General features: G+C 44.7%; 13 protein-coding genes. 10 read left to right on the top strand and 3 right to left on the bottom strand.

Annotated features, from left to right (window positions below; all coding sequences use genetic code 11):
- Positions 1-31: 31 nt before the first annotated feature.
- Positions 32-463: a pilin gene (locus BW947_RS19040; protein ID WP_076498774.1), complete on the bottom strand. Its 432-nt coding sequence runs from the start codon at positions 461-463 to the stop codon at positions 32-34.
- Positions 464-985: 522 nt separating this feature from the next.
- Positions 986-1,867: a carboxylating nicotinate-nucleotide diphosphorylase gene (gene nadC, locus BW947_RS09200; RefSeq protein WP_076498771.1), complete on the bottom strand. Its 882-nt coding sequence runs from the start codon at positions 1,865-1,867 to the stop codon at positions 986-988.
- A gap of 249 nt (positions 1,868-2,116) precedes the next feature.
- On the opposite strand from nadC, the gene ampD reads away from it, so the two are divergent.
- From ampD to BW947_RS09155, 9 genes are all read left to right on the top strand, one after another.
- Entirely contained in the window at positions 2,117-2,680 is a 564-nt protein-coding gene (gene ampD / locus BW947_RS09195) for a 1,6-anhydro-N-acetylmuramyl-L-alanine amidase AmpD (protein ID WP_076498768.1), read from the top strand.
- A 78-nt stretch (positions 2,681-2,758) separates the two neighbouring features.
- Positions 2,759-3,610 carry a beta-lactamase regulator AmpE gene (gene ampE, locus BW947_RS09190; protein ID WP_076498764.1) on the top strand — a complete coding sequence of 284 codons (852 nt, stop codon included), beginning with the start codon at positions 2,759-2,761 and terminating at the stop codon, positions 3,608-3,610.
- Between the two features lie 325 nt (positions 3,611-3,935).
- On the top strand, positions 3,936-4,688 hold the full coding sequence (gene pdhR, locus BW947_RS09185; RefSeq protein ID WP_076498761.1) for a pyruvate dehydrogenase complex transcriptional repressor PdhR: 753 nt from the start codon (positions 3,936-3,938) through the stop codon (positions 4,686-4,688).
- An 82-nt stretch (positions 4,689-4,770) separates the two neighbouring features.
- Positions 4,771-7,437: a pyruvate dehydrogenase (acetyl-transferring), homodimeric type gene (gene aceE / locus BW947_RS09180; protein ID WP_076498758.1), complete on the top strand. Its 2,667-nt coding sequence runs from the start codon at positions 4,771-4,773 to the stop codon at positions 7,435-7,437.
- 12 nt (positions 7,438-7,449) lie between these two features.
- Complete coding sequence (gene aceF / locus BW947_RS09175; RefSeq protein WP_076498755.1) at positions 7,450-9,450, top strand: pyruvate dehydrogenase complex dihydrolipoyllysine-residue acetyltransferase; 2,001 nt, start codon at positions 7,450-7,452, stop codon at positions 9,448-9,450.
- 147 nt (positions 9,451-9,597) lie between these two features.
- A complete protein-coding gene (lpdA, locus tag BW947_RS09170) occupies positions 9,598-11,025 on the top strand; it encodes a dihydrolipoyl dehydrogenase (protein ID WP_076498752.1) in 1,428 nt (475 codons plus the stop codon).
- Between the two features lie 140 nt (positions 11,026-11,165).
- Positions 11,166-15,611: an EAL domain-containing protein gene (locus tag BW947_RS09165; RefSeq protein WP_076498749.1), complete on the top strand. Its 4,446-nt coding sequence runs from the start codon at positions 11,166-11,168 to the stop codon at positions 15,609-15,611.
- Between the two features lie 225 nt (positions 15,612-15,836).
- The gene (locus BW947_RS09160; protein WP_076498746.1) at positions 15,837-18,050 is read left to right on the top strand and encodes a patatin-like phospholipase family protein; all 2,214 of its coding nucleotides are present in this window, start codon (positions 15,837-15,839) and stop codon (positions 18,048-18,050) included.
- A 237-nt stretch (positions 18,051-18,287) separates the two neighbouring features.
- The gene (locus tag BW947_RS09155) at positions 18,288-20,330 is read left to right on the top strand and encodes a M13 family metallopeptidase (RefSeq protein WP_076498743.1); all 2,043 of its coding nucleotides are present in this window, start codon (positions 18,288-18,290) and stop codon (positions 20,328-20,330) included.
- Between the two features lie 137 nt (positions 20,331-20,467).
- Here BW947_RS09155 and hxpB read toward each other — a convergent pair whose 3' ends face one another.
- Positions 20,468-21,133 carry a hexitol phosphatase HxpB gene (gene hxpB / locus BW947_RS09150; protein ID WP_076498741.1) on the bottom strand — a complete coding sequence of 222 codons (666 nt, stop codon included), beginning with the start codon at positions 21,131-21,133 and terminating at the stop codon, positions 20,468-20,470.
- Positions 21,134-21,562: 429 nt separating this feature from the next.
- Here hxpB and acnB point away from each other — a divergent pair, with 429 nt between their 5' ends.
- Positions 21,563-24,160: a bifunctional aconitate hydratase 2/2-methylisocitrate dehydratase gene (acnB, locus tag BW947_RS09145; RefSeq protein ID WP_076498739.1), complete on the top strand. Its 2,598-nt coding sequence runs from the start codon at positions 21,563-21,565 to the stop codon at positions 24,158-24,160.
- Positions 24,161-24,250: the final 90 nt, after the last annotated feature.

Raw genomic sequence — 24,250 nt, 5'->3', positions numbered from 1 at the left:
AGGCGGATCAACCGCCTCATCAATTAAGTGTTTACGATTTACATGCTCCAGCAGCAATACAGGTTCCTGTAGGTGTCCATGTGATAACTCCTGCATTATTAGCACCAGTCATTACATATGTATATCCACCTGCAGCTGTAGTACCAGTGCCAGTAATAACAGGTGCAGCATTAGAACCTGTTAATGCAAGTGATGCTAGATTAGTTGTTGCAGCTGTAATGTTGGCAGGAATGCCGTCAGATCCTGGAGTTGCACATGCAGTGCCTCCAGCTTGTGCACAAACAGTAACAGCCGTTCTCAAGGCTCCAACAGCAGTTGTTACTTCTGAGAAACGTGAGTTCTTTGTGTAGTTCTGATAAGCAGGCAATGCGATTGCTGCCAAAATACCGATAATGGCGACAACGATCATTAATTCAATTAGGGTAAAACCCTGGGCTTTTTTACTTAAATTCATCGCTTTCATTTTTCTCTCCACTCACTAATGTGTAGTCACTATTGGTTGTGGTTCATATGCTGACCCTATGATACGCACTCGCTAGTAACCCTTTGTTGAATACGGTATTAAACACGACTATTGTGTTACACCATAAAGGCTTAACCTTGTCAAACTTTGTTACTGTTTATGTTAACAAATCCATTTGTATAACTTATTTTAATCCTTGCAACATTTAACAGTGCACCGCTGTTCTGGAATGGCCGCTGCGTCACAACGTATACGTATTGGCTATTGAAATGACATTCCAGTGCTGACATCAGATGGAGTTGACTTAATGGTCTGTCCACCTTTGTGAAAGTTAGTACAAAGTTACATTAAATGAAACAACTATTAAGTATAAAGCGTTAATGAATTATGCTTTTGCATCGCTTTTACGTAAAAGCGCTCGATGTTTAGCCATTAATTCATAACAAAAACTTAACAATGATTGTTTTGCTTGAATAAATCCGATTATCGGAAAATTTAGGCTTTTAACCTCATTGATAGAGTTTAGGCTTTTAATCTCATCGATAGGTCTAAGGCGCGTACATGTTTGGTGAGCGCGCCAACGGAAATGTAATCCACTCCAGTTTTGGCAAACTCGGCTAAGGTGTCTAGCGTGACATTACCAGATACTTCAAGCAAAGCGCCGTGGCCTTTGGCTTTGTATTGATTATTCATGTCAACGGCCTCGAGCATCATAGTCACGTCAAAGTTATCTAACATGATGATATCAGTGCCTGCACTGAGTGCTAAGTCGAGTTCGTTGAGGGATTCGACCTCCACCTCAACGGGTTTATTGGGGTATAAGCTGCGGGCGGTGTCTACCGCTTGGCGAATACTGCCACAGGCCATGATGTGGTTTTCTTTAATTAAAAAAGCATCATATAAACCCATTCTGTGGTTTTTACCGCCGCCGCAGGTGACGGCATATTTTTGCGCGGTGCGCAGGCCTGGAATGGTTTTGCGCGTATCTAATAACCGTGTGTGAGTGCCAGCCAACTTATCAACATAATGTTTGGTTAAGGTGGCCACGCCAGATAAGGTTTGGATAAAGTTCATTGCGGTGCGCTCGCCGGTGAGAATAATGCGCGCAGGGCCTGAGAGTTCGCACAACAGCTGGTTAGGTAACACCAAATCGCCATCATCGACATGCCAATGTAATGCGACTTCGCCGCCCAGTTGGTTAAACACTTGCTCTGCCCAGGCTTTACCACAAAAAACGCCTTCTTCACGGGTGATTAGCATGGCTTGGGCATGTTTATCCGCAGGAATTAATAACGCGGCAATATCACCATAGGCAATGGCTTTAGTCTGGTCGTTGATTTCGGTGCCGCCTAAGTCTTCATTTAAGGCGGATTTGACTGCGTGACGAATATCATTTTCTAACATGAGTGGGATCCTTACATGACTGCCTATGTATATTTTGTCTTAAGATTACCACGGCCTAGGGCCTCGCGGAACACATTGCCGGTTTGTACTTAAATTGTGGCGGCGACGCTTATGCTGAGGGTGTAGTATTGATAAGTGTACTTTTTTGCAGTGTTTTCATTGCTCTGTATATCGCGTGTTTGTTCTTTGCGCGGATGAATGCTGGTAGAGTAACCCTGTTTAATAGTGCGATGCAGAGGATAAGCAGATATGCAGTTTGATTCAGGTTGGTGTGATGGGGCAGTGCGCTTTGAGTCGCCGCATTTTAATCAACGCCCCTTGGCTGAAGTGAGTTTACTGGTGATCCACAATATTAGCTTGCCCGCAGGTTGCTTTGGCTTACCTTATATTGATCAATTATTTCAAGGCTGTTTAGATATCAATGCCGATGTGAGTTTTGCACCGCTGCAGGGGTTACAGGTTTCGGCGCACTTTTTAATTCGCCGTAATGGCGAGTGCGTGCAATATGTGAGTTGTGACGACAGGGCTTGGCATGCGGGTTTATCGCGCTATGGTGAACGGGATAACTGTAATGATTTTTCGATAGGTATTGAGTTAGAGGGCACCGATACGGTGCCTTATACTGACGAACAATATCAGTCGCTTATCGAACTAACACAGGCATTATTGCTTGAGTATCCATTATTAACCATCGATCGTATTGTGGGGCATTGTGATATTGCGCCAATACGTAAAACGGATCCGGGACAAAGTTTTGTGTGGGAGAGGTATTTAAGCAAGCTAAAAGAATATACTGAGACCATGCGCTCTTAGGTTATTTTTAGCCGCTAAACCTTAGAATATTTCCCACAAACCTAAGTTATTTATGGACAAATTATAGAGGGACAGCCCATGGCATTATTTTCACTCTTGGTCGCTATTTTTGTGGAGCGACTTAAATTTTTGCCTGCATCGTGGCAATGCGACCGATTATTGCAATCTTACCAAGCGACTTTTTTTGGGGATAAGGCATCACTAACAAAGCCGATGATGGCGTTGGCGTTAGTGTTGCCCGCTTTGCTTATCTATATTTTAAGCTGGTTAGCGGCGGGGATGTTTTGGGGACTATTGAGTTTAGCCTTATGGATTTTAGTGGCGGCTATTTGTTTTAACCATCAAAAACAGCGTGATATTTTTAAAAAGTACATGCAGGCGGCTTGCCGCTCCGATGTTCAGGCTTGCTACCATTATGCGGCAGAGCTCGATTGCAGTGAGTGTTTAGATGCGGTGTCGGAGAGCCAGCTTGGCCTTAAAGTTGGCCAGAGTGTGGCTTGGACTAACTATCGTTATTATGGCGCCGTCGCGCTGTTTTTTATTTTTTTTGGCCCAGTAGGTGCAATGCTTTATTGCACGGTGCGCTTTTATGCTGAGGAAAGTGCGCGTAAATCCCTTGAACTGCCTTTAGTTAATCAGGTGATTACTTTACTGGATTGGTTACCCAGCCGTATTTTTGCCTTTGGTTATGCGTTAAGTGGCCAATTTAGCGAAGGCTTAACCGCATGGCGCCGTTATAGTTTGAGCTTAAATAGCAGTGCCCGTACTGTGGTTACTGAAACAGCATTAGCGGCGCAACCGTTGCCAGAAGTCGCAACTGCACCTATATGTGTACAGTCGACCTTAGCGTTATTAGTACTGAGTAAACGTAACTTTACACTTATTGTGGCAATACTGGCGTTACTGACGATATTAGGTTTAGTGAACTAAAGCAGTATTGCGGTTTAACCTTGATGTTTTATGCTGTGATGCGTTTAAACCTGAGTGCCTTACATTCAGGTTTAAACCTTAGATTTGTTTTTAGTCATTGCCGCGTTAGCTTAAAGTGATCATCAGCGCCAATATTGCAGCGGTTCTGTCAAATGGTCTGACCCCATAAAACTTTTTTTCGGCTATGCTGTTTCAGCGTGAGCCTTAATGATCTAGATCGATTTGTAGCAACTAATTTCAATCTGGACATCAAAACAGCGATTTGATAAAGTGCGCTCACTCAAAAAAATTGGTAAGACCAATTTACAGCGGAGCAGAGCGCGTGATGGCATATAGTAAAATTAGTCAGCCAAAGATTTCTGATGTGATCATGGCGCAATTAGAGCGAATGATCCTTGAGGGCAGTTTACAGCCTGGTCAGAAGTTACCGCCAGAACGCGAGCTGTCAATTCAGTTTGAAGTTTCTCGGCCTTCTTTGCGTGAAGCGATTCAAAAGCTTGAGGCCAAAGGGCTATTAATGCGCCGCCAAGGCGGTGGCACTTATGTTAAAGAGCAACTCTGGCAGAGCCTTGCCGATCCCATTGTTGAACTTATGAATTCTGACACAGAGAGTCAATATGACTTGCTGGAGTTCCGTCATGCTACCGAAGGCATGATGGCGTATTATGCAGCGTTGCGCGGTACTGACGCTGATATGCAAAATATCAAACGTATGATCCTCGAGGTGGAAGCGTCCACCGATATCGAAACACAAGCTGCCGCCATTGTGCATTTTTATCGTGCGGTTGCCGAAGGCTCGCATAACGTGGCTATGTTACATCTTGTTCTTAGTTTAACCCCTGTGCTGCATCAAAATGTGGCGCAAAACCTGGAGCTTTTAAGCCGCCGCGAAGAAGCTTCTACCAAGGCTAACGAACACAGACGGGCTTTGCTCGCTGCCATCGTTCGTCGTGATCCCGAAGCCGCCAGAGAAGCCTCGAACGAACATTTAAGTTATATCGAAGAGGTGATGTTATCTGTGCGGGAAGAAGATAGCCGGTTGCAGCGAAGCTTGCGCCGCTTAAAAAGTGGCGCTTAAGTTCCTGTGATTTAGCCCTTCGCTAAATCGGAATATGCCGCAAACACCATTCATTATCATGTATATAGAGAAGGACAGTGTCATGTCTGAAGATATGCTACAAGACGTAGATCCACTAGAGACTCAGGAATGGGTTGATGCCCTGCAAGCCGTATTGGAACAAGAAGGTCCTGAGCGCGCACATTTTTTACTTGAAAAGCTGATCGATAAAGCGCGCCGTAATGGTACACACTTACCTTACACAGCGACGACGGCTTATTTAAACACCATCCCAGCGGGTCAAGAGCCGCATATGCCCGGCAACCAAGAGATGGAACGTCGCATTCGCGCTATCATCCGTTGGAACGCGTTAGCTATGGTACTGCGTGGTTCTAAGAAAGATTTAGAACTTGGTGGACATATCGCGAGCTTCTCATCTAGCGCAACCATTTATGACGTCTGCTTTAACCACTTTTTCCGTGCACCAAATGAAAAAGACGGTGGCGATTTAGTGTATTTCCAAGGCCATATTGCCCCTGGTATTTATGCTCGTTCATTCTTAGAAGGTCGTTTAACGGAAGAGCAACTGGCTAACTTCCGTCAAGAAGTTGATGGTAAAGGGTTATCTTCATACCCGCATCCTAAACTGATGCCGAGCTATTGGCAGTTCCCAACGGTTTCTATGGGTTTAGGACCAATTCAAGCGATTTATCAGGCGCGTTTCTTAAAGTACCTGACTGACCGTGGTATTAAAGATTGCTCAGCACAAACGGTTTACTGTTTCTTAGGTGATGGTGAGTGTGACGAACCAGAAGCCTTAGGCGCAATTAGTTTAGCTGCCCGCGAAGAATTAGATAACTTAGTCTTTATTGTTAACTGTAACTTACAGCGTCTTGATGGCCCTGTGCGTGGTAACGGTAAAATTATTCAAGAACTTGAAGGCGAATTCCGCGGCGCAGGCTGGGAAGTTGTTAAAGTTATTTGGGGCCGTTACTGGGATCCATTATTGGCCCGTGACACCAGCGGTAAATTATTACAGTTGATGGAAGAAACCGTTGACGGTGAATACCAAAACTGTAAAGCCAAAGGTGGCGCTTATACTCGCGAACACTTCTTTGGTAAGTACCCAGAAACCGCTGAAATGGTTGTTAATATGTCAGATGATGACATTTGGCGCTTAAACCGTGGTGGCCATGATCCTGTTAAAGTGTATGCCGCTTTAGAACATGCACAAAAAACGAAGGGTCGCCCAACGGTTATCCTAGCTAAAACTGTTAAAGGTTATGGCTTAGGTGATGCGGGTGAAGGTAAGAACATTGCTCACAACGTCAAGAAAATGGGCGCTGAATCAATTCGCTACTTCCGCGACCGTTTCAATATCCCTATTCCAGATGATCAGTTAGAAGACTTACCTTTCTATCATCCGGGTCCTGATTCTGAAGAAGTAAAATACATGATGAGCCGTCGTGAAGCGCTGCATGGTAGCGTGCCACAACGTCGTCAAAAGTTTACTGAAGAGTTAGAAATCCCATCATTGAAAATTTTCGATTCAATTTTACAGGGCTCAAATGGCCGTGAAATTTCATCGACGATGGCATTTGTCCGTGTGCTGACTGCGCTGCTGAAAGATAAGAAAATTGGCAAGAAGATTGTGCCAATTATTCCTGATGAAGCACGTACTTTTGGTATGGAAGGTTTGTTCCGCCAAGTGGGTATTTATGCTCACGAAGGCCAAAAATACGTACCGCAAGATTCTGACCAAGTGGCTTACTACCGCGAAGATAAAACCGGTCAAGTGTTGCAAGAAGGCATTAACGAGCTGGGTGCAATGTCATCATGGGTATCGGCAGCGACCAGTTATTCGGTTAACGATGTGCCGATGATCCCGTTCTATATCTACTACTCTATGTTTGGTTTCCAGCGTATTGGCGACATGGCATGGGCGGCAGGTGATATCCGTGCTCGTGGTTTCTTAGTGGGCGGAACGTCTGGCCGTACTACGCTAAACGGCGAAGGATTACAGCATCAAGATGGTCACAGCCATGTATTGGCGAACACTATCCCTAACTGTATTACTTACGACCCAACTTACGGTTACGAAATCGCCGTGGTGGTGCAAGATGGTATTCGTCGTATGTACGGTGAAAATCAAGAAGATATCTTCTATTACTTGACCACAATGAACGAAAACTATGAGCAACCAGCCATGCCAGCAGGCGCGGAAGAGGGCATAGTCAAAGGTATCTACAAGTTAGAAACCGTTGCAGGTTCAGGTAAGGGCAAGGTGCAGTTATTGAGCTGTGGCACCATTTTGGAACAAACCCGTAAAGCGGCGCAAGCACTGGCGAAAGACTTTGGTATCACTGCCGACGTATTTAGCGTAACGAGCTTTAACGAACTGGCCCGTGATGGTCAAGCGGTTGAACGCTGGAACATGCTGCACCCAACGCAAACGCCAAAACAAGCCTATATCAGCCAAGTGATTTCAAGCGATTCGCCTGCCATTACTGCTACTGACTATATGAAGATTTACGGCGAACAATTACGTGCTTACATGCCAACCGATTACAAAGTGTTAGGTACTGACGGTTTTGGTCGCAGCGATAGCCGCGAAAACTTACGTCACCACTTTGAAGTTGATGCTAAGTTCATCGTTATCGCGGCACTGAAATCACTGGTTGATCGTAAAGAACTGCCTGTTGATGTGTTAGCAAAAGCCATTAAAGAATATGGTATTAATGCTGACAAGATCAATCCACAGTACGCGTAAGAGGTAATAAAAATGGCTGAATTAAAAGAAGTTTTTGTTCCTGATATCGGCGGTGATGAAGTACAGGTTATCGAAATCTGTGCTGCTGTGGGTGATACCCTTGAGGCGGAAGAGTCGATTATTACCGTTGAAAGCGATAAAGCGACTATGGATATTCCAGCGCCTTTTGCTGGCGTGTTAACCGAGTTGAAAGTGGCTGTAGGCGATAAAGTCTCTGAAGGTACTTTGATTGCTATGATGCAAGCAGCGGGCGCGGCGCAAGCTGCTCCTGCACCGGTTGCTCAAGCGGCACCTGCTCAAGCAGCGCCAGCTGCGGCGCCGGTTCAAGCGGCTCCAGTCGCAACGCCAACGCAAGCGACTGAAACAAAAGTTGTTGAAGTGACTGTGCCTGATATCGGTGGTGACACCGATGTATCAGTTATCGAAGTGCTGGTGGCCGTTGGCGACAAGATTGACGTTGATACTGGTTTGATAACCCTTGAAACCGATAAAGCGACCATGGACGTACCTTCACCTTTCGCGGGTGTGGTTAAAGACGTTAAAGTGGCCGTGGGCGATAAAGTGTCGCAGGGTTCATTGGTGATTATGCTTGAAGTGGGCGGTGCAGCTCCAGCTGCCACACCTGCAAAAGCGCAATCAACTACAGCCTCTCAGGCAGCACCTGCAGCAGCGGTTACGCCAGCGCCAGCAGCGGCGCCTGCTAGCGACGTCGTTGAAGTGAAAGAAATCCATGTGCCTGATATTGGCGATGCTAGCGATGTCGATATTATCGAAGTGCTGGTATCTGTCGGTGATGAAATCACCGTTGACCAAGGTCTTATCACGCTTGAAACTGACAAAGCCACCATGGAAGTGCCAGCGCCGTTCGCCGGTAAACTGCTGTCTTTGACTGTTAAAGTGGGCGATAAAGTATCGCAAGGTAGCTTAATTGCCACTATTGAAACTGTTACTAAAGGCGCGGCGCCAGTAGTACAAGCCGCTCCAGCACAGCAAGCTGCTGCGCCAGTTGCACAAGTTGCACCGACGCCGATGAGCCGTCCACCGGTGCCACATCACCCAAGTGCGGGTACGCCAATATCTACAGGTGCGGTACATGCATCACCTGCAGTGCGCCGTTTAGCCCGTGAGTTTGGTGTTGATTTAACCCAAGTGACGGGTTCTGGCCGTAAAGGTCGCATCATGAAAGAAGATGTGCAGGCGTATGTGAAATACGAACTGTCGCGTCCTAAAGCTAATGCGGCAACCTCTGTTGGCTCAGGTAACGGTGGCTTGCAAGTGATTGCGGCACCTAAAGTTGATTTCAGTAAGTTTGGTGCAGTGGAAGAAGTTCCATTAAGCCGTATCCAGAAGATTTCTGGCCCTAACTTACACCGCAACTGGGTAACGATCCCACATGTGACGCAGTTCGATGAAGCTGATATCACTGAAATGGAAGAGTTCCGTAAGCAGCAAAATGATGTCGCAGCGAAGAAAAAGGCCGATTACAAGATCACGCCTTTAGTATTTATGCTCAAAGCGGTAGCGAAGACGTTGCAACAGTTCCCGGTATTCAACTCGAGCTTAAGTGCCGATGGCGAATCACTGGTGATGAAGAAGTATTTCCACATCGGTGTGGCGGTTGATACGCCAAACGGTTTGGTTGTGCCTGTTGTGCGTGATGTGGATAAAAAAGGTGTTATCGAGTTATCTCGTGAACTGGCTGATATCTCTATCCGCGCCCGTGATGGCAAGCTGAAATCTGCTGATATGCAAGGTAGCTGTTTCACTATTTCGAGTTTAGGTGGCATTGGCGGTACGGCGTTTACGCCTATCGTAAATTACCCAGACGTGGCGATTTTAGGTGTGTCTAAGTCTGAAATTAAGCCTAAGTGGAATGGTAAAGATTTCGAGCCTAAATTGATGCTGCCACTGTCGCTATCATACGATCACCGAGTGATCGATGGTGCAATGGCTGCACGCTTTAGCGTGACGCTGTCAGGAATTCTGTCCGATATTCGCACATTGGTGCTGTAAACATATAAGGCTACTCATCTTGAGTAGCCTTTTGTTTATTGTGATCAGTATCAAACACAGGTTAAAATGCGCCCACCTTACGCGCTGGCGCATATTCGGTTGGTAGGCTAACTCCTCCAACGGATTGAATGAGAATTAGAGGAAAACATGAGTAACGAAATCAAAACTCAAGTAGTGGTATTAGGTGCAGGTCCTGCAGGTTATTCTGCGGCTTTCCGTGCTGCGGACTTAGGTCTGGAAACTATTATTGTTGAACGTTTTAGCACTTTAGGCGGCGTGTGCCTTAACGTGGGTTGTATCCCATCTAAAGCGCTATTGCATGTTGCTAAAGTCATCGAAGAAGCCAAAGCCGTTGCTGCCCATGGTATCGTTTTTGGTGAGCCAACTATCGATTTAGATAAGTTACGTGGCTTTAAAGAAAAAGTAATCACTCAATTAACGAGCGGTTTGGGCGGAATGTCCAAAATGCGCAAAGTTAACGTCGTGAATGGTTTTGGTAAATTTACCGGCCCTAACACGTTAGAAGTCACCGCCGAAGACGGTACGACTCAAGTGGTTCATTTCCAGCAAGCGATTATTGCTGCGGGTTCTCGTCCAATTAAACTGCCATTCATTCCCCATGAAGATCCACGTATTTGGGATTCGACTGACGCATTAGAACTGAAAGAAGTTCCTGGCAAATTGTTAGTAATGGGCGGCGGTATTATCGGCCTAGAAATGGGTACTGTGTACGCTTCTTTAGGTAGCCAGATTGACGTGGTTGAAATGTTCGACCAAGTGATCCCTGCGGCTGATAAAGACGTGGTTCGCGTATTCACTAAGCAAATTAAAAAGAAATTCAACCTGATCCTTGAAACTAAAGTCACAGCGGTAGAAGCCCGTGAAGACGGTATTTATGTTTCGATGGAAGGTAAGAGCGCACCAGCAGAAGCGGTTCGTTACGATGCCGTATTAGTCGCGATTGGTCGTTCACCAAATGGTAAGTCATTAGATGCTGAAAAAGCAGGTGTTAACGTTGATGAGCGTGGCTTTATCAAGGTTGATAAGCAACTGCGTACTAACGTACCGCACATTTATGCTATCGGCGATATCGTGGGTCAACCTATGTTGGCACACAAAGGTGTGCACGAAGGCCATGTGGCTGCCGAAGTGATTTCTGGCTTGAAGCACTACTTCGATCCAAAAGTTATTCCATCGATTGCTTATACAGACCCAGAAGTCGCTTGGGTTGGTTTAACTGAGAAAGAAGCGAAAGAGCAAGGTATTGCTTATGAAACCGCAACTTTCCCATGGGCTGCAAGTGGCCGTGCTATCGCTTCTGATTGTAGCGAAGGTATGACTAAGCTGATTTTCGACAAAGACACTCACCGCGTTATCGGTGGTGCTATTGTGGGTGTTAACGGTGGCGAATTGTTAGGCGAAATCGGCCTAGCGATTGAAATGGGTTGTGATGCTGAAGATTTAGCATTAACCATTCACGCACACCCCACATTACATGAATCAGTAGGCTTAGCGGCTGAAATGTATGAAGGTTCAATTACTGATTTGCCAAACCCAAAGGCAAAGAAAAAGTAATTTAGCTGTAGATTAAAAAAGCGCTCATTGGAGCGCTTTTTTATTGCTTCGGTAAAAAATGTAGCTGTTATGTAAACAAGCTGGTGAATTGCAACTTTTGAACTGCTACAGTTAGGCTCTGGTATGAAGTAAGTAGTCACATGCAAACACAAAAAATAATTAAAATAATTCTGACATGTTTCATCTTATTGTTAACTAGCCTAGACACTGTTTGGGCGGGTAGTTTTGTGCAGCGTGTTTTTACCGACAAAGACGGTTTAGCGGCAAGTAGTGTCCGTGGGTTAACCTTAGATGATTATGGCTTTGTGTGGGTGGCGACAGAACAAGGCTTATATCGTGTCAGTAATTCTAAGGTGCGGCGCATTGACAAGGTGGGCAACGAATCCCGTATCGCCGATGATTTTGTAACATCAGTTGTCAATGTTGACCACGATCTTTTGTTAGCAAGCACCGCGTCCGCGCTTTATTTGTATGATATTGCTAAAAATACCTTCACCGCTTTTGGTTCTGCCCATCTATTTGCCGACTATAACGGTGGTGCACTGATCTCTGCTACCCGCAAAGATGAGCATACTTGGTTACTGTTAACCAACAATGGCAGTATTTATGAATTTACCCCTACAAACCCCAAACTGGCCTTACTCACACAATTAACCGTTAATCGCGATTTACCATGGCGAAAATTACAGTTGCTGCCAAGCGGTAAAATACTCTTAGCAGGGCAACTGCAACTCGAACGACTTAACTCTGATGGCACATTAGATATCCGATACCCATGGGATGAAGCGAAGGGTAATATTCTCGATATAATGGTCGATTCGTCGCAGCGAGTTTGGGTTGCGACAGGGCGAGGCGTTTACCAACTTGAGCCCGATAGCCAGCAAATTACAGCGATACCTGAATTACCCGATTGGAGCAGTTTGATTACTGAAGATGCAAAAGGTTATCTCTGGTTTGTCAGTCGAGCAGGCTTAGTTAAGTGGTCACCCACAACGCGTAGAGTGGAGAATTATCAGCAGGAGTTAAAAGCGCAGGCCAATATGGAAATACTTAAGGCCATGTTATTTGATGATGCGGGTTTGATGTGGGTGGGAGGTTCTGGTGATGGCTTAGCCTTACTTGCCTCGCAGCCAGATTTTATTCTTGATAGTTATACCGCCGCCGCGCCATATAAACTCAGCGATACAATGACGTGGTCAGTTTATAAGGATGATGTCGGTGTTTGGTTGGGTTCTTCACATTTAGCTTTTATTGGTAAAGACGATGCAATAGCTATTGATATTCCTATTGAGGGCTTTGAATCCCATGAGTATATCTACCATATTACCCGTTTTAATCATGATCTTTTGTTGCTATCCACGACTTCAGGGCTGTTCGTTATTGATGAGTTAACCCTTAAAGGCATGCGTTTTTCGGATTGGGTTAAGGGTGATGATGTATTTAAAAATAAAATTGTCTTTAAAACTTATCTCGACCCATTACTCAAGGGGCGTGTTTGGATAACAACGGCAGCGGGGCTTTATTTTTGGGAGCCAGGCCTTACTGCACCGCAGTCTTTTAATATTGATAAAGCCACCCCGACGGCTGAACCACAGCGGCCGACTGTTCGCACTATTTTTCGCGCCTCTGACGGTAAATTATGGCTGGGTGGCAAAATGGTGTTTGGTTATATTGATGAGCAAAATGAGTTTCATAATCAGCGTAGCTTATTTAACTCTTTTGCATCATCACCAACGGTTACCCATATCGAAGAAATGTCCTCAGGGACTGTGTGGTTTGGCACCTACGAAAATGGACTATTTGAATATCAGCAAGGTAAGCCGTTACATAATTTGACCTCTGAGTGGCGAGTCAGTTGTAGCGCGGTATTTTTTATTCAAAAAACCGTTAATGCAGATCTGATTGGCTGCGCCGACTCACTGATCCAACACGAAACAAAAACAGGAAAAGTCAGTGTATTTAATCAACTCGATGGTTTTATCTCCGACGAGATAAATGAGGGCGCTTATTTTTACTCACCTGACACGGGGTTTTATTTAGGTACCCCAGAAGGGGTTATGCGACTTAATGCTGATAAGTTAGCTAACCGAACAAACAACGATCGGGTGATGCTTGAATCGGTTTCGGTATACTACGATAACGCTACCGAGGTATCGCTGCTGCCTCAACCTATGATGGTTATTAAGCCCGACGCTAATATGGTGAGTTTACAAATCACCAATCTTGATTACCTTGATGCTGCGCCAATTCAACTTAAATATCGGCTACGTTATAAGGGTGAAGAAGAAAAATATGTCCTGCTACAAGGTGAATCCCAGATAAACCTCGCAGGGCTAGTTGCTGGCGATTATGTGCTGGATATATTGAGCCAAGTCAACGGAATTTGGTCAACTAAACCATTTTTATATTCATTTTACGTTGGTCAGCACTGGTGGTTAACGCAGGGCTTTAAAGGGGTGTTGTTATTATTTTTTTCGGCTGCACTATTAAGTGTTGCTTGGTATCGACAAAGGCAAACGCGCGTGTTTATGCAAATGAACCAAGCGCTGATAGACAGTGACGACCGTTTAAGGCAATCACTTCGAGGTAGCGATTCTGATCTATGGGAATGGCGTAAAGAGACCGGATTCTTTCACCTTGATAATCGTAGTGCAGTGTTTGGTGAAAACAGAGCCGAAATTATAGTTCCGCGGGATGAATTACCGGTTCATCCGCAGGATAAAGATAAAGTGCTTGCCGAGTGGGATAATATGCTTGCCGGCGAAATTGACCGTTTTGAGGCTGAATATCGTTATTATCGTCGAGATGGTACTTGGGGATGGCTGCGGGTAAGAGGGCGTCCTATTGCTCGCAATAAACATACCAATGAGATTGAGCGAGTGGCGGGGATTTATAGTGATATTACCGTGCAGCGTCAGCTCGAAGATGAAGTTAAGCTGCTTGCACAAGCTTTTGAAAACACGTCAGAAGGTGTATTGATTTTAGATGTAGATGAAAATATTAAAGTCGCCAACTATGCCGCTCAACAAATTATTGGGGCTACGCCAGATGAATTAGTCGGGCAACCTTTGTCAAACTTTTTGAAAGAAAGAGCAGATTTATCGGCAGAAATAAACCTCTTGTTAGAGCAAGGCAGTTCTTGGACTGGTGAACGCGAGTTGGTCGGCCGTAATGGCTTATGTCCGATATGGCTCAACGTTTCTGTGATGCAAAGCGCTAATGATAAAGTCAGTTACTATGTGGTGGTTTTTTCTGATATTACGGAGCGTAAACGTACCGAAGCCGATTTACGCCGCCTAGCTAATTATGATGTGCTCACGGGATTGCCAAATCGGTCTTTATTTACCACTAAGCTAATACAGTCAATACAAACTGCGCAGCAAACCGATGAAAAACTGGCTTTGCTGTTTTTAGATTTAGACAGATTCAAGCATGTTAATGACTCCTACGGCCATAGCATGGGGGATGCTTTGTTAGTCGAAGCTGCTAATCGATTACAAGCCTGCATTAGTAGTGAACACTTATTATGCCGTTTTGGTGGTGATGAGTTTGTGATTCTATTACGCAATGCCGACAGTATTGATGAGATTAATCATGTTGCAGAGCGGCTATTAGCACAAATTGTCACTCCGTTTAGCTTGTTTGGCCGCGAGTTTTATATTTCGACCAGTATTGGGATCAGCATTTGGCCCGATGACGCGGTTCAGCCAGAAGTCTTTATTAAAAATGCCGACCTAGCCATGTATCACGCCAAAGAGGAGGGGCGCGGTAATTTTAAATATTATTCGTCTGAACGTAATGCGCAGGCTTTATACCATTTACGCTTAGAGGCCGATTTACGTAAAGCCATAGAGCGTGAAGAGTTTGAACTTTATTATCAACCACAGGTGGATATTTTACGTAACGACAAATTTGTCGGTATGGAAGCGTTAATTCGCTGGAACCACCCGCAGCAAGGATTTATTCGACCAGATATTTTTATCAAGGTTGCTGAAGCCTGTGGACTGATTATTGAGATCGATCGCTGGGTGCTACGCCAAGCCTGTATACAAGGCGCAATTTGGGCTAAATCCTACTCTGAGCCGTTTAAGCTATCGGTAAATATTTCAGCGATACATTTTCGCCAAGTCGATTTTATTGAAGGCGTTCAACAGGTTTTATTAGAAACACATATGCCAGCTGCATTTTTGGGGTTAGAAATTACCGAAGGCGTATTGATGAAGGAACTGCAAGTCGCTAAAAATCACTTAACGAAGTTAACATCTTTAGGTATTGAGGTTGCCATTGATGACTTTGGAACCGGCTATTCCTCTCTCGCTTATTTACGCCATTTTGAAGTGAATACGCTCAAGATAGACCGTTCTTTCTTGATTGATATCGCTACTAATGCCGCTGATCAAGCGATTGTGAGCAGTATCATTGAACTGGCACGCAACCTGAAACTTAATGTGGTTGCCGAAGGGATTGAAACCATTGAACAGCTGGAGCAGGTTTTTAGCCGTGGTTGTTATATTATTCAAGGATATTATTTTGCTAAGCCTATGTGCAAAAAAGATTTTGAAGATTATTTACAGATCAAGCACTAGGTTATCTCAGTAGAACCTACTAGGTTAGAGGGCTGAGTTCTATGGTGACGCAATACTGGCGTTTCATCACAAATCACTCGCCTTTGAATTACAGATGCTCGATAAGGGGATTGAGTCAGGTTGCAAAGTCTTACCAGCGCCGGTTAAATCAAATATGATTGACGGTTAAATCGATAAGTTTGTTAATATCATTCAGATTTTCATCCTATAAAAAGTAGCCTCACTATGATGCGCCAATTATTCATTTGTTGTTTTTTGTGTTTGTTGACCACGGCTTTAATCGCGGCCGAGCGGCCTAAAATCGGGGTGGTTCTTAGTGGCGGTGGCGCCAAAGGGGCTGCCCACGTGGGTGTGCTCAAAGTATTAGAAGAACACAACATTCCCGTTGATTATATTGCCGGAACCAGCATCGGCGCCTATGTCGCAGGCCTGTATTCTCTTGGATACAGCGCTAGTGAAGTAGAAGAAATCATGATGGGCCTCGATTGGGACAGTGGCTATTCGGATACAATCCCTCGCAATATTTTGACCTATCGGGATAAGCAGTTACGCGATCGTTATAACATTCCGCTAAATATTGGTTATAACGACGGTGCGGTGAGAGCCCCTAGTGGGGTACTGCGTGGCCAGAGTATGTCGCAGCTGTTACGTCAGTCTACCGATTTAGTGCAGCAATTTGGCAATTTTGATGATTTGGCGATTCCCTATCGTGCCGTAGCAACCGACTTAGAAACCAGCTTACCTGTAGTGTTAAGTCACGGTAGTATGGTGAACGCCATGCAAGCCTCTGCAACTGTGCCGGGTGCGCTTCAGCCTACACTCATCGACGGACAGTTATTAGTCGATGGAGGTATTGCTAACAATATGCCCGTCGACGTCGTTAAGGCAATGGGGGCTGATATTATTATTGCGGTGGACATTGGCTCACCTTTAGTGAAACAAGATAAATTAGACAGTACCATCGCTGTGTTAGACCAACTCTCTAACTTTTTGACCAACGCGAGTACGGCAAGGCAAAAGCAGTTACTGACAGAAAAAGATGTATTGATTAGGCCCGCTATTGATGCTTTAAGTACCACAGATTTCACTATCATGCCGTTAGCATTAACCCTTGGGAAAGACGCCGCTAATAATCAGCTGAATAAGTTGAGTGCTATGAGCATAAGCGCTGAAGATTATGCCGCCTACGTCGAGGCGAAAAGAGCCAAAGGTAAAACCTTAATGGCTGATGTCAGCCATCCTATTGATGAAATTGTTTTTGATAACCAGTCCAAGGTGAGTTTAAACCTGTTAAAAGAAGCATTAAATCTGCAAGAAGGGCAATCAGTTACTAAAGAAGAGCTCAATGAGGCACTAAAACGTATTTACTCTATCAATAAATTTGAGCGTGTTGATGCTGAGTTTGCCCAAGGTGAGGAGGGCCGCATACTAACGGTAACGACTAAGGCTAAGTCGTGGGGGCCAAATTATTTTCAGCTAGGCTTTAATTGGGAAGATGATTTTAACTCCGAATCTGCCATCAGTTTCGATATGGCTTATACCATGACTGACTTGACCTTTAATGGCGGCGAGTGGCGCAACGAAGTTAAACTCGGTTTTGAAAAGTTATTTGCAACTGAATTCTACCAACCCTTAGACAGAGATCAGCAATTTTACACGCGTGCGCGTTACCAATATGAAAATAAAAACTGGGATCTCTACGATAATAATAGTCGTGTCTTAGTGTTAGATAAACAAACGCATAGTGTTGAGTCTGGGATCGGTTACAACTACACCCTGCAAGGGCGTATTGAGTTAGGCGTTGTCGCAGAAAAAGGCGCTATCGTTAATGATGCTTGGTTAACCGAGGACTTAGATTTTAGCTCCTACGGCGCTTATTTTAAATTTGGTTACGATAGTCTAGATAGTATTAGTTTTCCAACATCGGGAAACCGTGTGACCTTAAACGTTTATGTGCGTAATGAAGATCTTGATTATCTTCTCGACGATGGCAAAAATGGCTACAGTGTGCAAATTGAAGCTGATTGGAAAGGCGCGTTAAGTGTGGGTAATCATGCCTTTGTGGGTAAAGCCTCATTCGCGACCATTAACGATGATTTCAGTACCTTGCATTTGTCTGAGCTCGGTGGTTTTTTAAATCTATCGGGTTACCATAAAGATTCTTTGATGGGTGCACATAAAGTATTTGGTGCTTTTGTATATCAATATGATTTGGGGCGTGATGTGCTTGGCATGACAGATTATCCTCTGTATTTAGGTTGGAGTTTAGAGTCGGGTAATGTGTGGGATGTCCGCAGTGATGTGTCTCTCACTGATTTAATTTATGCCTCAAGTATTTATTTTGGTACCGATACCTCCATGGGACCTGCGGCTTTAGGCTTTGGTGTTTCCGATCTAGGTGATAAATCATTTTATTTATTTGTGGGTAAAAACTTCTAAATTTTGTTCAAACATTTACCGCGTATTAAAATTAAGGGCATCAATATTGATGCCTTTAATTTTGTTTTATCCCAATCAACGTTTAAAGAGTCTGTTTAACTCAACTTCGTGAATGCAAGCTGACGTTGTTACAAAAAGTCATAACCATTTACAAAATGAGACTACAGGCAATGCATGCAAAATGTTAAGGTTTTACTGGAAAAATAATAACACTCTCAATGGAAGCTGGGGAAAACTATGAAAAAGATAAGCACACTAGCACTAGGCATCGCCTTGGGTTTAGGTTTAGCGGCTTGTAGTACTGAGCCTAAAACTGAAGTCGCCGCCGTATCTGGTATTGAATTACAAAACTTTGATACCTCAGTTCGCCATCAAGACGATTTTTATTACAGCGTTAACGGTAAATGGCTCGCCAATACGCCTATTCCTGCAGATAAGTCGAACTACGGCGCATTTTCAGTTTTGTACGATCAAAGCCAAGACGCATTGAAAAAAATCATCGACGAAGCGGCGGCTAAAAAGAATCCCGCAGCAGGCTCTAATGAGCAGAAAATCGGTGATTTCAATGCCAGCTTTATGAATACCGATTTACTAGAAACCTTAGGCGCAGCTCCTCTCGAACCATTGCTTGCCGATATAGCCTCGGTGAAAACACATCGCGATTTACCCGGGGTCATGGGAGCATTGTTGACTCATGGCTCGGGTATTCCTTTTGGTTTTTACGTTAATAATGATGCCAAAAACTCAACACAATATGCGGTGTATTTAAGTCAATCTGGGCTGACGCTGCCAGATCGCGATTACTACCTTAAAGATGACCCTAAGTTTGCCGCTAACCGCCAAGCAATGGCGAAATATGTCACCGACTTATTGACCGAGGCGGGTTATAAAGATGCCAAACGTGCGGCTAAAAGTGTCGCCGATATTGAAATGATGATTGCAAAAAGCCAGTGGAGCCGTGTGGAGTCTCGCGATGCCAATAAGGCTTATAACAAGTTAGATCGCGCTGAGCTGCAAAAGCTAACGGGTCAATTTGATATCAATGCCTTTGCCGCAAGTGCAGGCTTAGACGATAAAGTAACAGACATAATTGTGCGTCAGCCTTCTTACTTTGAAAAGCTTGGTGCTAATTTTGACAGTTTTCCCGTTGCAGCTTGGCAGGATTATCTCACCTTCCATTTGGTCGATAGCTACGCAGAGCTGCTCAGTAAAAACTTTGTCGATTTGAACTTCGCCTTTAAGAGTAAAACTCTAATGGGGATTGAAGAGCAGCAACCGCGCTGGAAAAAAGCCGTGGATGGTGCCGACCAAGTGATTGGTGAGCTGGTGGGTGAAGAATATGTTAAACAATATTTTAAACCTGAAGCCAAAGCACGCATGGAAACCATGATCAAAAACCTGATAAAAGGTTTTGAAGTCAGCATTAATGAACTTGAGTGGATGACGCCAGAAACGAAAATTGCTGCCCAAGAAAAACTGTCCAAATTTACCTATAAAATTGGTTATCCAGATAAGTGGAAGGATTACTCGGGTTTAGATATCAAGGCTGACGAGTTAGTCGGTAACTATATGCGTTACGCCCAGTTTGAATATCAAGACATGATTAACAAGCTAGGTCAGCCAATCGACCGTACTGAATGGGGCATGACGCCACAAACGGTCAATGCCTATTACAGTCCGGTGAAAAACGAGATTGTTTTCCCAGCCGCGATTTTGCAACCGCCATTCTTTAACATGGATGCCGATGATGCGGTCAACTATGGTGGCATTGGCGCGGTAATTGGACATGAAATTAGCCATGGCTTTGACGACCAAGGTGCCAAATACGATGGTGATGGCAACCTACGTGATTGGTGGTCGGATAAAGATCGCGAAGAGTTCCAAAAGCGTGGCAAGCAATTGTCAGCCCAATATTCGGGCTACGAAGCGCTACCTGGGCAATTTGTGAATGGAGATTTAACCCTTGGCGAAAACATCGGTGACTTGGGTGGATTAACTGTTGCGGCACGTTCTTATCTAATGAGCCTCAACGGTAAACCCGCACCAGTGCTCGATGGCTTAACGGGTGAGCAACGCTTCTTTGTGGGTTGGTCGCAGGTATGGCGCCGTAACTACCGTGATGAGGAGTTGAGCCGCCGTTTGCTCACAGATCCGCATTCACCGAGTCATTATCGCGCTATGGGTACACCACGTAACGTGGAAGCCTTCTATAAAGCCTTCGAGATGAAAGAGGGTGACCAAATGTATTTAACACCAAATGATCGGGTGAAAATTTGGTAACGCAAGCGATTATCTAAGCTTCAATTTAAACGCAAAAGCCAGACATTGTCTGGCTTTTTTGAGGGTGAAATTATTTAACCGGAGTTCAGGTTATTTATTGATAAGCAGATTTGTTGCCGTGTTTTTATGGCACATCGTTATACATAATTTGCCAAAATAGCAGGTAAATCTAGCAAGCTATGCGCTTGATGGTGAGCGATGACCCATTTTGAATCACCCTGTTGCTCTGGCGCAGGAATCGCAACCGTTTGCATATTGGCTGCGCGGGCAGCGATTAAACCATTAAAAGAGTCTTCAATGGCTAAGCAGTAGCGAGGATCGACATTTAACGCTTTCGCACAGTTTAAATACACTTCAGGATGCGGCTTACCATAGGTAAGATTTTCGGCAGATTGCACCGACATAAATTTATCGCCCAGTGCCAGTTTTGATAATACCGCTTCAATGAGCGGTGTGGATGAGGAGGTTGCTAAACCGATTTTTAGCCCCAGCGCTTGGCAGTGTGCCATCGTTTGGTGCACACCGAGCATGGCTTCGCCGCTGCGTGAAATTTCCCGCGCTACTTTATCTACAATCGTTTGGCTGACCTTGGCGTTATCATAATGAGGCCAAGGCGCTCTGCGATACCAATAATCGACACATTGGTCGATACGCAAGCCAGTCGTTTGGTGAATTGCTTCTATCGTAACCGGGACGCCTAAGGCTGATAACACTTCCAACTCTATCTGTTGCCACAGGGGCTCAGAATCGATTAAAACGCCATCCATATCAAAAATAACTGCTTGAAGACTTAGGGATGTCATGGGTACTCCGCTGCTGAGGTAATAGGAATGAATATCTTTTATTGAACCCGAGTGTAAGTTTTTGCTTAGGATCTTAAAAGCCAAGAGGCCGCAATATAAGAAAATTTACATATATTTGAGTGCGAATACAGAAAAACAGCGGTTTGATTTTAAATTTAGTAAATCTCGTTAAGCAGTTGTGAGATATGATTTTTTAACTGTTTTCAAACTATTGTCTAATTTCACTCGTTTTAATATTCGAGTAAGTTAACCATCGTCGGCGGATTTAGTCCTTATTTTGCCTTCTGCCGAGTGTGACCAGATTCATACTTTTGCAAAGCTGTAGTATACTGCAGGCCAGAAATACGGGTCGATCATGTCGGACTGTCTGCTTCTATTGAGAAGACATACAGTTTGTTGTTAGAGCGCCAAAAAAAGAGGAATGTTGCCGTGCTAGAAGCATATCGTAAACACGTCGCAGAGCGTGCTGCAGAGGGCGTAGTCCCTAAGCCATTAGATGCACATCAAGTGGCTGAACTGGTTAAGTTAATTCAAAATCCACCCGCAGGTGAAGAGGCTTTCGTTCTCGACCTGCTAGAAAATCGAATTCCACCAGGTGTTGATGAAGCCGCTTATGTTAAGGCTGCTTTTTTAGATGCGGTTGCCAAGGGCACTGCAACGTCACCGATTTTATCTGCTGAGCGTGCGACTGAGTTATTAGGCACCATGCAAGGCGGCTACAACATCGAACCACTGATCGTGCAGTTGGATAACCCAGCATTAGCGCCATTAGCGGTTAAAGCTTTATCGCATACTTTGCTGATGTTTGATTCTTTCCACGATGTGGTGGAGAAGATGGAAGCGGGTAATGAATTTGCGAAGCAAGTAGTTGAAGCATGGGCTAATGCGGATTGGTATTTAAGCCGTCCTAAACTGGCTGATAAAGTGACGCTAACAGTATTTAAAGTCTCTGGTGAAACCAACACCGATGACTTATCTCCTGCACCTGATGCATGGTCACGTCCAGATATTCCATTACACGCGTTGGCTATGCTGAAAAATGCCCGTGATGGCATTGAGCCTGATGTTGCAGGTGTTGTTGGTCCGATTAAAAAAATCGAAGAATTAAAAACTCAAGGTTTCCCATTGGTTTATGTGGGTGACGTTGTCGGTACGGGTTCATCACGTAAATCAGCCACTAACTCAGTGCTGTGGTTTATGGGTGATGATATTCCATTTGTGCCCAATAAGCGCGCGGGCGGTTTCTGCCTTGGCGGTAAAATTGCACCGATTTTCTTCAACACTATGGAAGATGCGGGCGCACTGCCAATCGAGCTTGATGTCGACAAGATGGAAATGGGCGATGTGATTGACATCTACCCATATGCAGGCCAAGTCAAGCGCCACGATAGCGACGAAGTGATTTCAGAGTTCAGCCTAAAAACTGAAGTGCTGTTAGACGAAGTGCGTGCTGGTGGCCGTATTCCACTGATCATTGGTCGTGGTTTAACTGACAAAGCCCGTGAAACGTTAGGTTTGGACATATCAGACGTATTTGTGCGTTCACAAGATATGGCTGATACCGGTAAAGGTTATACGCTGGCGCAGAAGATGGTTGGTAAAGCATGCGGCGTAGATGGCGTGCGTCCTGGCCAATACTGCGAACCTAAGATGACTTCAGTGGGTTCACAAGATACTACTGGTCCTATGACCCGTGATGAACTGAAAGATTTAGCCTGTTTAGGTTTCAGTGCTGATTTAACGATGCAGTCATTTTGTCACACGGCGGCTTATCCAAAGCCAATCGATGTGAACACGCATCACACACTGCCAGACTTTATCATGAACCGCGGCGGTGTCTCACTGCGTCCAGGTGATGGTGTTATCCATTCATGGTTAAACCGTATGCTACTACCTGATACCGTTGGTACTGGTGGTGACTCACATACACGTTTCCCTATTGGTATTTCATTCCCTGCCGGTTCTGGCTTAGTGGCATTTGCTGCGGCGACGGGTGTTATGCCGCTCGACATGCCAGAGTCAGTATTAGTGCGCTTTAAAGGTAAAATGCAACCTGGCATCACATTGCGTGATCTGGTGCATGCTATCCCACTTAAAGCCATTGAGTTGGGTATGTTGACCGTTGAGAAGAAAGGTAAAGTGAACATCTTCTCTGGTCGTGTACTAGAAATCGAAGGTCTTGAAACGTTAAAAGTTGAACAAGCTTTCGAACTGTCTGATGCATCGGCTGAGCGCTCTGCAGCGGGTTGTTCGATTAAGTTAGACAAAGAACCGATTATTGAATACCTGAACTCAAACATCATTATGCTTAAGTGGATGATTGCTGAAGGTTACGGCGATCGTCGTACAATCGAGCGTCGTATCAAAGCGATGCAAGATTGGTTAGCTAACCCTGAGCTGATGAGCGCCGATAAAGATGCTGAGTATGCTGCGGTTATCGAAATCGATTTAAACGACATCAAAGAGCCAATCCTGTGTGCGCCAAACGATCCAGATGATGCAGTATTGTTGTCATCGGTTGCGCAAACTAAGATTGACGAAGTGTTTGTCGGTTCTTGTATGACTAACATCGGTCACTTCCGTGCCACCGGTAAAATGTTAGACAAGTTTGCTAAAACACTGCCAACGCGTTTGTGGATTGCTCCACCGACTAAGATGGATAGAGACCAGCTGACTGAAGAAGGCTACTACGCGATTTTTGGTCGTGTAGGCGCGCGCATCGAGATCCCAGGTTGTTCACTGTGTATGGGTAACCAAGCACGTGTAGCTGAAGGCTCAACTGTGGTATCGACTTCTACCCGTAACTTCCCTAACCGTTTAGGTACAGGCGCTAATGTTTACTTAGCCTCTGCTGAACTGGCTGCGGTTGCTGCGTTGTTAGGTCGTTTGCCATCACCAGAAGAGTATCAAGAATACGCTAAAGAGTTAGATGCGACAGCCGCTGACACTTACCGTTATTTGAACTTCGATCAAATTGAGTCTTACACTAAAAAAGCTGCGGAAGTGATTTTCCAGACAGCTGTGTAATCGATTACCGTTAAGGTAATCTGATGTAAAAAAGCCAGCGAAAGCTGGCTTTTTGTTATCTATTTTACAATAAACATTTTGATTTTTAGA

The sequence above is a fragment of the Shewanella morhuae genome (assembly GCF_900156405.1).
Lineage (GTDB): Bacteria > Pseudomonadota > Gammaproteobacteria > Enterobacterales > Shewanellaceae > Shewanella > Shewanella morhuae.
This window is presented reverse-complemented; position numbering and strand designations above follow the sequence as displayed.

Coding starts and splice junctions, on each gene's coding strand:
- aceF (WP_076498755.1), top strand. CDS start 7,450: ATGGCTGAATTAAAAGAAGTTTTTGTTCCTGATATCGGCGGTGATGAA.
- BW947_RS09155 (WP_076498743.1), top strand. CDS start 18,288: ATGAAAAAGATAAGCACACTAGCACTAGGCATCGCCTTGGGTTTAGGT.
- aceE (WP_076498758.1), top strand. CDS start 4,771: ATGTCTGAAGATATGCTACAAGACGTAGATCCACTAGAGACTCAGGAA.
- pdhR (WP_076498761.1), top strand. CDS start 3,936: ATGGCATATAGTAAAATTAGTCAGCCAAAGATTTCTGATGTGATCATG.
- BW947_RS09165 (WP_076498749.1), top strand. CDS start 11,166: ATGCAAACACAAAAAATAATTAAAATAATTCTGACATGTTTCATCTTA.
- lpdA (WP_076498752.1), top strand. CDS start 9,598: ATGAGTAACGAAATCAAAACTCAAGTAGTGGTATTAGGTGCAGGTCCT.
- hxpB (WP_076498741.1), bottom strand. CDS start 21,133: ATGACATCCCTAAGTCTTCAAGCAGTTATTTTTGATATGGATGGCGTT.
- ampE (WP_076498764.1), top strand. CDS start 2,759: ATGGCATTATTTTCACTCTTGGTCGCTATTTTTGTGGAGCGACTTAAA.
- BW947_RS19040 (WP_076498774.1), bottom strand. CDS start 463: ATGAAAGCGATGAATTTAAGTAAAAAAGCCCAGGGTTTTACCCTAATT.
- BW947_RS09160 (WP_076498746.1), top strand. CDS start 15,837: ATGATGCGCCAATTATTCATTTGTTGTTTTTTGTGTTTGTTGACCACG.
- nadC (WP_076498771.1), bottom strand. CDS start 1,867: ATGTTAGAAAATGATATTCGTCACGCAGTCAAATCCGCCTTAAATGAA.
- ampD (WP_076498768.1), top strand. CDS start 2,117: ATGCAGTTTGATTCAGGTTGGTGTGATGGGGCAGTGCGCTTTGAGTCG.